General features: G+C 69.0%; 10 protein-coding genes. 6 read left to right on the forward strand and 4 right to left on the reverse strand.

Features of this window, described 5'->3' with window-relative positions; all coding sequences use genetic code 11:
• Positions 1-865: 865 nt before the first annotated feature.
• Both ACR4XJ_RS09440 and mltA read right to left on the reverse strand, forming a co-directional pair.
• On the reverse strand, positions 866-2479 hold the full coding sequence (locus ACR4XJ_RS09440) for a sensor histidine kinase (protein WP_434754986.1): 1614 nt from the start codon (positions 2477-2479) through the stop codon (positions 866-868).
• A 155-nt stretch (positions 2480-2634) separates the two neighbouring features.
• The gene (gene mltA / locus ACR4XJ_RS09445) at positions 2635-3984 is read right to left on the reverse strand and encodes a murein transglycosylase A (RefSeq protein ID WP_434754987.1); all 1350 of its coding nucleotides are present in this window, start codon (positions 3982-3984) and stop codon (positions 2635-2637) included.
• Between mltA and ACR4XJ_RS09450 the strand changes: the two genes are divergently transcribed.
• Both ACR4XJ_RS09450 and ACR4XJ_RS09455 read left to right on the forward strand, forming a co-directional pair.
• On the forward strand, positions 3985-4395 hold the full coding sequence (locus tag ACR4XJ_RS09450) for an acyl-CoA thioesterase (RefSeq protein WP_434754988.1): 411 nt from the start codon (positions 3985-3987) through the stop codon (positions 4393-4395).
• 107 nt (positions 4396-4502) lie between these two features.
• A complete protein-coding gene (locus tag ACR4XJ_RS09455) occupies positions 4503-5297 on the forward strand; it encodes an amidohydrolase family protein (protein ID WP_333505243.1) in 795 nt (264 codons plus the stop codon).
• A 25-nt stretch (positions 5298-5322) separates the two neighbouring features.
• On the opposite strand, the gene ACR4XJ_RS09460 is transcribed toward ACR4XJ_RS09455, so the two are convergent.
• Positions 5323-6189: a WcbI family polysaccharide biosynthesis putative acetyltransferase gene (locus ACR4XJ_RS09460; protein ID WP_434754989.1), complete on the reverse strand. Its 867-nt coding sequence runs from the start codon at positions 6187-6189 to the stop codon at positions 5323-5325.
• Between the two features lie 357 nt (positions 6190-6546).
• On the opposite strand from ACR4XJ_RS09460, the gene ACR4XJ_RS09465 reads away from it, so the two are divergent.
• From ACR4XJ_RS09465 to ACR4XJ_RS09480, 4 genes are all read left to right on the forward strand, one after another.
• On the forward strand, positions 6547-7797 hold the full coding sequence (locus ACR4XJ_RS09465; protein ID WP_434754990.1) for an amidohydrolase family protein: 1251 nt from the start codon (positions 6547-6549) through the stop codon (positions 7795-7797).
• Positions 7798-7811: 14 nt separating this feature from the next.
• The gene (locus ACR4XJ_RS09470; RefSeq protein ID WP_434754991.1) at positions 7812-8789 is read left to right on the forward strand and encodes an aspartate carbamoyltransferase catalytic subunit; all 978 of its coding nucleotides are present in this window, start codon (positions 7812-7814) and stop codon (positions 8787-8789) included.
• Entirely contained in the window at positions 8786-10066 is a 1281-nt protein-coding gene (locus ACR4XJ_RS09475) for a dihydroorotase (protein ID WP_434754992.1), read from the forward strand. Before ACR4XJ_RS09470 ends, ACR4XJ_RS09475 begins: the two co-directional genes overlap by 4 nt.
• Positions 10067-11252: 1186 nt before the next feature.
• A complete protein-coding gene (locus ACR4XJ_RS09480; RefSeq protein ID WP_434754993.1) occupies positions 11253-12578 on the forward strand; it encodes an HD domain-containing protein in 1326 nt (441 codons plus the stop codon).
• A 160-nt stretch (positions 12579-12738) separates the two neighbouring features.
• Here ACR4XJ_RS09480 and ACR4XJ_RS09485 read toward each other — a convergent pair whose 3' ends face one another.
• Positions 12739-13584 carry an acyl-[acyl-carrier-protein] thioesterase gene (locus ACR4XJ_RS09485; RefSeq protein WP_434754994.1) on the reverse strand — a complete coding sequence of 282 codons (846 nt, stop codon included), beginning with the start codon at positions 13582-13584 and terminating at the stop codon, positions 12739-12741.
• Positions 13585-13625: the final 41 nt, after the last annotated feature.

A 13625-nucleotide genomic window follows, 5' to 3' on the forward strand; every position in this document is an offset into this window, starting at 1 on the left:
GGCATGTCTTCTGGTCAACGGCTGACCGTACACGAAACGGCCCCGCCGCATGCGGGTACTGAACGGAGAGGACAACGGACGAGGCCGCCCGGCGGAGTGCCGCGCGAAATGCGCGAGGGCGGGGCGGCCCGGCAATGACAGGTTCAGGAATGGAGCGGCCCGGACGCCGCTGGCCCGGCATGGCGGGCGCGCAACAAGCAGACAGGGGAGAAGACGACTGCGTCCAGGGGGCGTAGAGGGAAGGAAGGAGAAAGACGGACGGGACACGGCGTGAACGCATGGCCTGGCCTCCCGCGCGGTGGTGCGCAGAGCGGAGATTTCGGCATGCATCGGCCGCATGGCGCTCATTGAGCGTCCGGTCGGTGCAAGGACATGTTCCGCCCGCCAGTCCCCGAAGTCAAGGCAAAACCGGGCGGATGAGAAAAAAAGTACATGGATTGACGTTATGCTGACGCGCCGCATGCGGGTTGCGACGTCCATGCGTCCGGACGTCCATGCGAGCGCCCGCCACAGGCTCCGGCACGCGCGCGCCGGAACAACGCTCCGCCGCGCCCCTAGGGGCTGTTTCCAAATTAGGATTTTTGTTCGTTGGCAAGGAAAACGAGCCTGCCATGAGGGAGCATGCCTCAGCCGTTAGGCGAGCTTGCGAGCCTTGCCCCAGCCGTTGGTGAGCGCGGAGCGCGAACCTTACGGATGGGGACAGCAAAGCACGGATGGCGACCGCAGAGCGTACTCTTCTCGTATTCGACCGAGCCTTAGCCGTTAGGCGAGCGCGCAGCGCGAGTCTTACGGATAAGGACAGCAAAGCCATGGCAGGCGAAGTTTGACGTAGCCAACGGGCGAAAGGACAATTTAGAAACAGCCCCTATCCTTCGTCCGGCGCAATGAACTCTCCAGCCAGCCCCGTGATCTCCGGCAACCCGTGGCCCACGTCCGGCGCATCGGGCTCGGCCTCGTTCTCCTCGAACAGCACGGCAAAGCTGGCCCCCGCAGGGCCGGAGGCCACCTTCAGCCGCCCGCCCAGCTGCGCCACCAGGCTGCCCACCAGTTGCATGCCCAGCGTGGCCCCCCCGGAGGGGTCGAAGCCTTCCGGCAGCCCCACGCCGTCGTCGGTGACGCGCACCTCCACCAGCCGCCCGTCCCGCCGGGCCACGATGGCGACGCGCCCCGCATCGCGGCCGGGAAAGGCGTGCTTGATGGCGTTGGTGACCAGTTCGTTGAGGATCAGCCCGCAGGGGATGGCCGCCGACACCGGCAGGAACAGCGGCGGCAGGTCCAGCGCCAGTTCCACCTCGGCATCCACCGACGCCAGCACCAGCCTGCGCGCCAGCCGTTCCACGTAGTCGGCGAAGTTGACGCTGGCCAAGTCGTTGGCGCGGTACAATTCCTCGTGCGCAAGGGCCATGGAGGCCACGCGGTTGCGGCTTTCGATGAACCGCTCGCGGTCGGCGGCCCCGTCGGCGTAGGCAGCCTGCAAATTCAGCAGGCTGACGATGAGTTGCAGGTTGTTCTTGACCCGGTGGTGCACCTCGCGCAGCAGGATTTCCTTTTCGCGCAGCGAGGCCCGAATGCTCTCCTCCGCCCGGCGGCGGGCGGTGACGTCCTCGGCCACCCCGGCCACGCGGTACACGCGGCCGTCGCCGTCGCGCACCGGAAAGGCCCGGGCATGCACCCAGCGCACCTGGCCGTCGGGCCGGAGTATGCGGAACTCCGCGTCCACGGGGGTGGCCGACGCGGCGATGTCCACCATGGCCGCGCGCAGGCCGTCGCGGTCCTCGGGGTGCACCGTGTCCAGCGATGTGGCGGGCGTCCGCATGGCATCTTCCACCGGGCGTCCCCAGACCGTTTCGTAGGCAGGCGAAAGGTACAGCAGCCGGTCTCCCGCCAGGTCGCGCACCCAGAACACCTCGTTGGTGCTCTCCATCAACTGGCGGAAGCGTTCCTCGCTTTCGGCCAGGGCACGCTGGTACTCGCCGCGCTCCGCAATCTCGCGGCGCAGGCGGCGGTTGGCCTCCTCCAGGTCCTCGGTACGGCGGCGCACCAGGTCCTCCAGGGTTTCGCGGCGGCGGCCCTGCTCGCGCAGCAGTTCCGCGCGCAGCAGGCAGCGCACCAGCGCCCGGTCGAGCACGGCCATGTCCTCGATGGGCTTGATCACGAAGTCCCACGCCCCCATACGCAGGGCTCGCGCCAGTTCGCGCACCTCGCTGGTGCCGGACACCACGATGACCGGCACCGTGGGGTCCTGCGCGGCGATGCGGGGCAGCACCTCGGCCCCGCTCTTACCGGGCATGCGCCAGTCCAGCAGCACCGCGTCGGCCCCGCGCTCGTCGAACAGGGCCAGCGCGTCGGCCCCGCCGTCCGCCTCGCGCACGGCATAGCCCGTATCGCGCAGGTAGCCGCACATGGCGGCGCGGGCCACCGGGTCGTCATCCACCACGAGGATGGCGGGAATGCGATCGGCGGGCTGGCGGGGGTCCATGCGTTCTCCTTGGGGCTGTTTCCAAATAAGGATTTTCGTTCGTTGGCAAGGAAAACGAGCCTGCCATGAGGGAGTATACTCTTATCGTATTCGACCGACATGGCAGGCGAAGTTTGACGACGCCAACGGACGAAAAGACTATTTGCAAACAGCCCCTACCGGTCGCGGGGCAACAGCAGCCACGCCGGGCCGGAGGCGTCCAGATGCCCGGCCACGGCGGCCGCGCGGTCGCCCGCGCCGCAGAACAGGTCGATGCGGTATCCCTTGATGGCCCCGCCGGTGTCCTGCGCAAGGCCGAGGCCGGTCACCGCGCCGCCGCCCGCGTGCTGCGGCACCGGGGTGGAAAAGGCCACCAGCGCGCCGGACGGCAGCACGGAACGGTCGGTGGCCAGGCTTACCCACGGGGTCAGCGGCCTGCCCGTGCACCCCAGCGGGCCGCTGCCCGCGCCTTCCTCCAGCCGGAAGAAGACGTAGCTGGGGTTGGTGTTCATGAGGGCTTGCGCCTCCGTGGGGTGGTCTTCCAGCCACTGGCGGATGGCCGGCATGTTCACCCCGTCGGGCGGCAGATCGCCCCGTTCCTTCAGGATGCGCCCGATGGACACGTAGGGGCGTCCGTTCTGCGCGGCGTACAGCACGCGGGCCTCGCTGCCGTCGGTGAAGCGCAGCCTGCCGGAACCCTGCACCTGCAGGATGTACACGTCCACCGGGTCCGCCGCCCAGGCCAGTTCCAGCCCCTTGCCGCGCAGCGCCCCCCCGGCGTCGATTTCCGTGCGGTCGTAGTAGGGCCGCAGCACGCGCCCCTTGGGGCCGTTCACCACCCGGTAGGTCATGCGCTGCCTGCCGGAGCCGGACGTGGCCAGTTCCGTCACGCGCATGTCGGGCGGGGTGCGGTAGATGGGATGCGCGTAGCCGGGCGCGGGGCGGCGGCTGGCGAGCAGCACCGGCTCGTAGTAGCCGGTCCAGGCGGTGTCCACGCGCAGCCAGCGGAACCGTTCGGACAGCAGGCCGGGGTTGGCGTCCAGCGAGGGCAGCAGGCCGGACAGCTGCCGCAGGGCGGCCATGAAGTCCGCGTTGGTCACGCGCACTCCCGGCCGGTCCAGGGCCACGCCGTCGGCCGGGCGGGTGGCCATGTAGGAAAGGCTTTGGGCCAGCGCCGGGGCCAGGTCGTTCCACGAGGCAAGCCCCTGGCTGCGCGGGTCCATGGCCGCGATGGCGGCGCGGATCTCGTCGGGCGAAACTTCCGTGTACGCGGGCAGGGGCGGCAGCGACAGGGCCGGGCGCGCCGGGACCGGGGCCTGCTCGACGACGGGCGCCACCGGCGCGCGGGCAGGAACCTCCGGCGCGCGCGATGCGCAGCCGGACAGGAACAGCGAAAGCGCCAGCGAGCCGATGGCGGCCGGGAGGCTGGCCGGAAACGCGCCGCGCCCGCGCGCGGCTTTGGCTTTCAGGGCAAAATGACGTACGAATCGAGACGCCGCGCCACGCGGCAGGAGGTTGCGAAACATATGGACGGCTTTCCCGTGCCGGAAATCTGGTTGGCCCATCGCGTGTCCTACGGTGAAACGGACATGATGGGCGTTGTGTACTATGCGGAATACCTGCACTTCTTCGAGCGCGCCCGCAGCGAGTTCATCCGCTCGCGGGGCATGGGCTACGCCACGGTGGAAGAGCGCGGCATCATCCTGCCGGTGCGCGAGGCGCGCTGCCGCTACCGCAGCCCGGCGAAGTTCGACGACCTGCTCCAGATACGCGCGGGCATCAGCGAATGGGGCCGCGCCTCGCTGACCTTCGTGTACGAGATTCGGGACGAGGGACGCAACAGGTTGCTGGCCGACGGCATGACCCAGCACGCCTGCGTCAACCGCGACGGCAAGCCGGTGCCCGTGCCCGGCTGGCTGCGCGATTTGCTGAAGTAATCTCCTTACGGGCCGACGCGGGCAACCATGGCCCGAGCCGGGCGCACTTCATGAAATGAATGTGCCTGCTCCTTGACTGACCAGTGGACCGGGCGTAGGGCAAGCCCATGTTCCTCGACGTCCACACCCACGCCTTCCATCCCAAGATCGCGTCCAAGGTCCTGCAACAGTTGGAAGCGCACTACGGCATCTCGCCCGTGGGCGAAGGCGTGGTGGAAGACCTGCTGCCCCGCGCCCGGCGCGCCGGGCTGGACGGGGTGGTGGTGCACTGCGCCGCCACCGCCGCCGCGCAGGTGGTGCCCGCCAACGCCTTTGCCGTGGACTTGCAGCGCAGCCACCCCGGGGTGGTGGCCTTCGGCACCGTGCACCCGGAGTACCAGGACTGGGAGCACCAGTTGGACCGGCTGCGCGCGGCGGGCATCCGGGGGCTGAAGCTGCACCCGGAATTCCAGGGCTTCCGGCTGGACGACCCGCGCCTGTTGCCCATCATCGAGGCGGCGCAGGACGACTTCGTGTTCATGTGCCACATCGGCGACAAACTTCCCCCGGCGGAAAACCCCTCCTGCCCGTACAAGCTGGCCGCGCTGCTGGACGCCTTTCCGCGCGCCCGGTTCATCGCCGCGCACCTCGGCGGCTACCTGCACTGGAAGTACGCGCTGGAAGCGCTGGTGGGCCGCGAGGTGTGGATGGACACCTCCAGCAGCCTTTCGTTCATCGACGACGCCACCCTGCGCGCCATCTTCGACGGGCACGACCGCGAGCACATCCTGTTCGGCAGCGACTACCCCCTGTTCGACCCCGCCGACGAATGCCACCGCCTGCAACGGCGGCTGGATCTGTCCGACGGGGAAATAGAAGTGCTGCTGTCCGGCGCGGCCACCCTGCTGGGGCTCGACGGGTAGCGGAACGCTGCCCCGCCCCGGCGGATCACACCAGCTGCAAGTATCCGATGAAATTGTCGATGCCGCGCAGGCGGCAGTCGGCGTAGCGGCGCGCGTAGTCCTCGAAGGTCATGCGCCGCCCGTAGATGTTGAACGTGGCGTCCGGCCCGCCGAAGGCCAGACCGTGGTGGGCGGCCACCTGCGGGTGGATGGGCAGTTCGAATTCCGGGTACGGGTCCGTGAAGCCGTCGCGCACTGCCGGGGGCAGCGGGTCCATGCCCAGCGCCGCCAGCACCCCTTCCGCCACGTGCAGCACCAGCCGCCGGTTGGGGTGGTTGATGGTGGCGAACAGCCGTTCCTGCTTCCACAGCGCCTCCACCAGGTCCACCGTGGGGGCCACCACGGCGGGAATGGCGCCGGGCGCGGCCGCATCCCCCGCCCCGCGCTCCTTGTCCCGCTCCACCGCAAGCGAGTGGCGCAGCATGGCGTCCAGGTCGTACTTGGCCGCGATGTCGCCGTGCAGGTACACGTGCAGGATTTCCGCCATGCTCAGGCCCATGGACACCAGCCGGTCCAGGAACGCGTCGCCGAAGTCCATGGGGCTCTTGTTGGTCCAGAACGGCCAGTAGCCCGTGAACAGCATGTTGGGCAGGCGCAGCACCCGCGCGGCCGGGTTGACCATGGCCAGCAGCCGGTCCGAGGCGTGGTCGTCCCACTTTTCGCCCAGGTGCTGGTACAGGAACAGGCCGCAGCCAGAAAGCTCGGCGGGGGCGATGCGCTCGCGCAGGTAGTTGGTGTACCTGCGGATTTCGTAGCGTTCCGCGAACTGCGGCGATGCGGCCAGCAGGGCCGCCAGCGGGTCGCCCTGGCAGTTGGCGTGGATGAGGCAGAGGCTGCGGTGCGGTGCGGTCATGGGAATCTGCGCGAAACAAGGCGGCTGGAGTTGCGGTGAAAATGCGGCCTGCGGCCGGTCCTTCGCCATCTGTTCGGCGGGCGCGCCCGTTTTCTTTACATCCCCACCTGATTGTGGAACACTATCTTGTGGGCGTGCGTCCAACGGCGTGCGCCCGCGCCCGGCATCGCCGTGCCCGGCTTGTACACCCAACCCCCCGTACAGACAATGCTCATCGCCGTCCGCGCGCGACGCGTCATACCCCTCGCAGGTGAGGGTCCGTCACGAGACCCGCGCGACCTGTTTTCGCCGCCCCGCGTTCTCGACGACCACGTCGTTGTGATCCGGGGCGTTTTCTTGGACGGCGCGGCCCGCGTTTTGCCCCCCGTTCTGCCCCCCATTCTGCCCCCCATTCTGGCGGGCCTGCGCGGGGGCGTCATCGAGGCCGTGGAGCCCATGGACGCCTTTCGTCGCCGCGCGGGTGTGCCCCTGGCCGACCTTGGCGACGTCACCCTGATCCCCGGCGTGGTCAACTGCCACACCCACCTCGAACTTTCGCACCAGGCCGGGCGCACCGTGCTGGGCGGCGGCTTCGTGCCGTGGGTGAAAAGCCTGCTGTCTCTCACGGGAGCCGGGGCGGGGACCGAAACCCCGCCGGAAGCCCGCGCCGCGGCACTGGCCGACGCTGCGCGCCAGCTTGCGGCCTGCCACACCGCCCACGTGGGCGACATCACCGCCGTGGCCCCGGCCGCCGTGCGCCGGGCATTGCAGGCCGCATCCATCGGCTGCTCGCACTTCGCGGAGGTGTTCGGCTACCGCTTCGCCACGCCCGGCGGCGAACCGGCGGCCCCGGCGGACACCGCCGCCCTGTGGCCCCGGGCCATGGCGGAACTGCTGGCGGACGACGTCATGGTTGACGTGGAGGGTGACGCGGAGGGCGGCGCGAAAGGCGGCTCCGGCGCGTCCTTCCCCGTCCACCCGGACGCCGCCCTGGCCGGGCACGCCCTGTATTCCACCCATCCGGTGGCCCTGGCCGCCGCCCGCCGCTGGTGCGAGCGCAACCACCGCGTCTTTTCCATGCATCTGGCCGAGCACCCGGACGAGGTGGAATTCCTGACCACCGGGCGCGGCGCGCTGGCCGACCTGCTGGCCGTGCGCGTGCTGCCGCCGGGATTCGCCGCGCCGGGCATGCGCCCCGTCCCCTACGCCGCCGAACTGGGCCTGCTGGACGAGGACACGCTGGCCGTGCACTGCGTGCAACTGGACGCGGCGGACATCCGCCTGCTGGCCGAATCGGGCGCGCACGTCTGCCTGTGCCCGCGCTCCAACGCGGCCATCAACGTGGGCGCGGCCCCGGCCCGCGCGCTGGCCGAGGCGGGCGCGCCGCTGTGCCTGGGCACCGACAGCCTGGCATCCAACCACGACCTTGACCTGTGGAACGAGGCCCGCGCCCTGCGCGACCTGCCCGCCGGGCAGGACCTGCCCCCGGCGGCGCTGCTGCGCCTGCTTACCGCCGGGGGGGCATCGGCCCTCGGGCGGGGCGACATCGGCGTCATCGCCCCCGGCCGCCGCGCGCGGCTGGCCCTGCTGCCGCAAGACTTTTCCGAAGCATTGGGGACAACCCCGTAAACCCCCACACCCACATGCAGCACGCACAACGCCCCACGTGGCCCCACAAGGACCTGCTGGACGTCACCCAACTGACGCGGGCCGAACTGTTCCACCTGCTGGACACGGCGGCCCAGTTCCACGACATCAACCGACGCCCCGTGAAGAAGGTGCCCACCCTGAAGGGCAAGAGCGTGGTGCTGTTCTTCGCGGAGCCGAGCACCCGCACCAAGACCTCGTTCGACGTGGCGGGCAAGCGGCTGTCGGCCGACACCTTCTCGCTGGCCAAGAGCGGGTCCAGCCTGTCCAAGGGCGAAAGCCTGAAGGACACCGCCCTCACCCTGCAAGCCATGACGCCGGACATCATCGTCATCCGCCATTCCTCCAGCGGGGCGGCGCAGTTCCTGGCCGAACGGCTGGACTGCTCGGTGGTCAACGCGGGCGACGGCTGGCACGCCCACCCCACCCAGGCCCTGCTGGACTGCTATTCGCTGCGCCAGGCCTGGGGCGATGCGTTCGAGGGACGCAGCCTGCTCATCCTTGGTGATATTGCCCACAGCCGGGTGGCCCGCTCCAACGTGCATCTGCTCTCGTCGCTGGGGGTCAAGGTGCGGCTGTGCGCGCCGCGCACCCTGCTGCCCGCCGGAGTGCGCAACTGGCCGGTGACCATCTTCAACCGGCTGGACGACGCCGTGCAGGGCGCGGACGCGGTGATGTGCCTGCGCCTGCAACTGGAACGCCAGCAGGCGGGCCTGTTGCCCGACCTGCGGGAATATGCGCAGCGCTACTGCCTGTCGCCCCGGCATCTGGACATGGCCGCGCCGGGCGCGAAGGTGCTGCACCCCGGTCCCATGAACAGGGGCCTGGAAATCTCGTCCGTGCTGGCCGACGCGCCCGAAAGCCTGATCCTCGACCAGGTGGCCGCAGGCGTGGCCACGCGCATGGCAATCCTCTTCCTGCTCGCCACCCGCACCGGTGACGGGCAGACCGCCGACCACGGAGGCCGCGCATGACCGCCACCACTTCCGCTTCCCTGTTTCTTCGCAACGCCCGCCTGCTGGGGCGCATGGTGGACGTTGGCGTGGCCGACGGGCGCATCGCATCCGTGACCGACAGCGGCGCGGGCTGCGCCCCCGAGGGCGCGCAACCCATCGACGCGCGCGGCATGGTGCTGTTCCCGGCCTTCATCGACGCGCACACCCACATGCGCGAGCCGGGCTACGAATACAAGGAAGACATCGCCAGCGGCCTTGCCGCCGCCGCCCACGGCGGGTTCGGGGCCGTGCTGTGCATGGCCAACACCAAACCGGTCAACGACGACGCCTCCATCACCCGCGACATGATCGACACCGCCCGCCGCCACTGGCCGCACGGCCCGCGCCTGCACCCCATCGGCGCGGCCACGGTGGGGCTGAAGGGCGCGGAACTGGCCCCGCTGGCCGAACTGGCCGAAGCGGGCTGCGTGGCCTTTTCCAACGACGGCGCGCCGGTGCCGGACACCGAGATGTTCCGCCGCTGCGTGGAATACGCCGCCGACCAGGGCAAGGTGGTCATCGACCATTGCGAGGACCCCTACCTGGCCAAGGGCGCGCACATGAACGAAGGGGAAACCAGCGGGCGCATAGGGGTGAAGGGCCAGCCGGACATCGGCGAGGCGCTGCACGTGGCGCGCGACATCCTGCTGGCCGACTACCTGAAGCTGCCCATCCACCTCGCGCACATCTCGTGCCGCCGCTCGGTGGAGCTCATCGCCTGGGCCAAGCAGCGCGGCGTGCCGGTGACGGCGGAAACCTGCCCCCACTACCTGCTGCTGACCGACAGGGAACTGCTGGGCTACGACACCAAGGCCAAGGTCAACCCGCCCCTGCGCACCGCCGACGACGTGGCCGCCCTGCGCGAGGCGGTGCGGACCGGCGTCATCGACATCCTGGCCACCGACCATGCCCCGCATGCCGCCCACGAAAAGGAGACCCCGCTGGACGAGGCCCCCAACGGCATCACGGGTCTGGACACCGCCGTGGCCCTGACCTGGGGACTGGTGCGCGACGGCCTGCTGACCGAGGCGGATATGGTGCGCCTGTGGGCGGTGGAACCGGGAAAGATATTCGGATTGCCCGTGAACGGCTTCGGCGTGGGCGACCCGGCGGATTTCTTCCTGCTGGACCCCGAGGAAAAGTGGGTGGTCTCGCGCGAGACCATGCATTCGAAGAGTTGCAACACGCCGTTTTTAGGGAAAGACCTTGTGGGCAGGGTGAAGGGGCTGTGGCTTGGCGGGGTGAAGGTGGTGTAGGGGCTGGGGAGTGATTCCTGACGGGAATGGAAGGAGTTGTGCCCCTGTTGGATGCGGCTTCTACGAATACACACCAGCGCTATTGACCGCCCTCGATTTCGTTATGCCTCCGGCGGACAGGGGGCCGCTAAGCGGCGGCCCCCTGTACCCCCGCGCTCCGGGGGGCGCTGCCCCCCTGGTCCCCCCAACGTATCCTGCACCGCATTCTTCACCGGGCAGCTTCCCTCCGGCGCAGGACGCCTCCGGGCGATCTGCCCGGCGGAATGCGATGTGCACCAATCTCTCATCGCCTCCATCCCACTCGGGTGCCCTTATCCACGCCCCCGTTGCGACGCATGTGCCGCCGCCAAAGCCCGGCGTCACACGCTTCTTCGCACGCCACGTTTCCGTTGAACGGCACAGGGCTGCCCTTATTGGAAGTCAGTCTGCGGTGTGCCCGCGACGTCGGGGTTGAGAGAACCGGCATGCTTGGGAGGGAGAGGGCGGTAGCGGTGGCGGGGGTGTTCGAAGGCAAGGTAAAGCGCGTAGAAGCGTGTGACGCCGGGCTTTGGCGGCGGCACATGCGTCGCAACGGGGGCGATGGTAAAGGCACCCCCGCTTCGTCAAGGCGACGAGAGATTGACGCACATCGCGTTCCCGTCGCCAGATCACCCAGAGGCGCCTCAGCGCCGGAGGGAAGCTGGCGACGAAAGGAATGCGGTGCAAGATGAGCCGGGGGTCCAGGGGGCAGTGCCCCCGGAGCGCGGGGATGCAAGGGGCCGCCGCTCAGCGGCAGCCGTTAGGCGAGCGCAAAGCGCGAGTTTTACGGATGGCGACCGCAAAGCGCAGGCCCCTTGCCCGCCGGAGGCATAACGAAATCGAGGGTGATCAAAAAAACAGAACTGTCTTCGTAGAGGCCGGACCCATCACGGCACACCCCAATCGAACAACACTCCTCCCCTCTCCCCCCGCAACCGCTCGCCCCCACCCCATCCTCCCCTTGCATCCCCTCCCGATTTTGTGCATTTTGGCACAATCACACGGACGCATTTCCCGTGCACACCCGCCCAGCCATGGGCCGCCCCTCCCGGTGAGCGCCCGACCGGCCGCTGGCCGCGCCGCGCCTTGACTTTTCGGGCCGCGCCTGTGATGCACGGATGGCACCGCGCCGGAGGGCGCGCTTTTCATCACTTTCAGGAGGACAGGGATGAGCCAACCTTTCAAGGACGCCATAGCCATCTGCAAGGCCATCCTTCGCAACGGCTACGACGCCTACGTGGTCAACGCGCAGTTGCAGAAGGAACTGCTGGACGGCCGCGAAACCGAAATCGACATCGCCTGCGAGCCCGACTACGAAGAGCTCGGCAAGCTCTTCCCCAGCCTCGAGCGCTCCAACGAAGAGGGCGTGGTCGCCACCATGCGCGAAGGCGGAGCGCTGATCCGCTTCTACCACACCGATACCGAGGAATCCTCGCACCCCGAGCATACCCTGGCCCGCATCACCCCGCGCATGCTGCGCGTGCTGGAAGAACAGGGCAAGGTGCCCCCCGCCCTCGCCTGCCCCTACATCGCCCACACCGGCGACGTGTACGAAGGCTTCGAGGACTTCTCCAAGGGCAAGGTGCAACTGCGGGGCATTCCGGACGAAACCCTGCGCCGCAACTACCTGCTGGTCATCCGGGCCATGCGCTTCGCGGCCAACTTCGACCTGCCCATCGAGCCCAATTCGTGGATGGCCATCATCCGCGCCGCCAGCCGCGTGCTGGACTACGTGCGCATCTCGGACATCATGGACGAATGGCGCAAGGTGGAAGCCGAGTGCATGTGGAAGTTCGTGCAACTGCTGTTCGACGCGCAGATCCTGCACGGCCTGCTGCCCGAAGTGGCGGCCCTGTCCCGCGTGCGCCAGCAGCGCAACGACGAGGGCGCGGAAGAGTCGGTGCTCGAGCACACCCTGGACTGCATGCGCCACTACCCCGAGGGTGAATACAACTACGACTGGCTGGGCACCTTCGCCATGCTGTTCCACGACGTGGGCAAGCTGTACACGGCGGAATACTTCGACGGAAAGTGGAACTTCTACCAGCACCATCGCGTGGGCGCCAAGGTGACGCGCAAGCTGCTGCGCCGCCTGCACTTCCTGCCGGAGGACGTGGAAACGGTGTGCCATCTGGTGCGCCATCACATGCGCTTCCACTTCATGCTCACCGACCGGGGCATCCGCCGCTTCAAGTCGCTGGACGAATACCCCCGGCTCATCCAGATCGCCCGCGCCGACCTGGAAGCCCGCGACGGCAGCTACACCTACTTCAATCACAACATGAAGTACCTGGAGCGCGCCGAAACGCCGGAGCAGATGCTGGAACCCCTGCTGAACGGCAACGAGATCATGGAGTTCACCAACCTGCACCCCGGCCCCCAGGTGGGCATGCTGCGCGATGCGCTGCTGAAGGCGCAGGTGGCGGGCGAAGTGACCAGCGTGCCCGAGGCCGTGGACTACATTCGCGAGTACAAGGCGAAGAATTTCGGCTAGGGCCGGAATGTTGATTGATTCCTTGCGGAAGACGCGGGGGAAGGGACGCAGGTTCCTTCCCCCGTTTTTTGTTGGGGAGGGGCGGCGGGATACGACAAGGCGCGGTTGAACGGCTGGCCTCTCGCTCGTTCCGGCCATTCCCGAATGAAGACAGCCCCCCCTAACGCCAGCCGGTAAGCCCCCGCGCCACCTCCCGGCCATCGGAGCGGCGGGCGAGGATGTGCACGAAGCGGGCGGTGCCGGGCGTGGCCGCATCGGCGGGCGCGGGCAGGCACTGCGCCTCCACCGTGTCGCCGTACACCGTCTCGGCCCGGAAGTGCATGTCCAGCCACACCGGGCGGGCCGCCTCCTGCACCGCGCCGGGCACGCCTTCCAGCGCCCAGTCCAGGTAACGCACGTTGTTCACGTGGCGGTTGCGGTCCATGTCCGCCCGGCGCACCGCGAAGGGAATGGAAGAGAGCGGCGCCGCGCCGTCTTCGGGCGCCGGCAGCCGGCGGTCGCCGGTTTCCAGCGCCAGCGGCGGCTGTTCCGGCAGCAGGGCCGCCACCGTGGGCGGGATGCGCTCCGGCCGCCGGGTGGCCAGGTTGATGACCACCCAGAACGAGGCCCCGCGCGCCACCACTGCCCCGTCACCGCCCAGCATCAGGTAGTCGCGCCGGAATTGCAGCCGCTCCACCCCGCACGGCCAAGTGCGCACCGTCACCGTCTCGCCTTCCGCCGGGGCGCGCTCCACCTGCACCACCAGCCGGGCCAGCACCCACGCCAGCCCCTGTTCGTGCAGCGCGGCCAGCGAAAGCCCCAGCCGGTCCGCATGCACCCCCGCCGCCTCCTGTAAATAGTCGCAGATGATCTGGGCGGAAACGGTGCCGTCCGGCCCCACCTCGTAGCCGCGCACCCGGAAGGTTTCCTGGTGCACCCGCAGGTCGGCGGGAACCTGCACGGGGATCTGCGCGGCTTCGGGTGCGGGAAGGCCGGTCGCCTCGGGCGTATCGGGAGTATCGGGCATGCGGGGGCTCCTTGTACGGTTGTCCGTGCGGCGCGGCATGC

It is taken from the genome of Nitratidesulfovibrio sp. D1 (genome assembly GCF_051133415.1).
GTDB lineage: Bacteria > Desulfobacterota > Desulfovibrionia > Desulfovibrionales > Desulfovibrionaceae > Cupidesulfovibrio.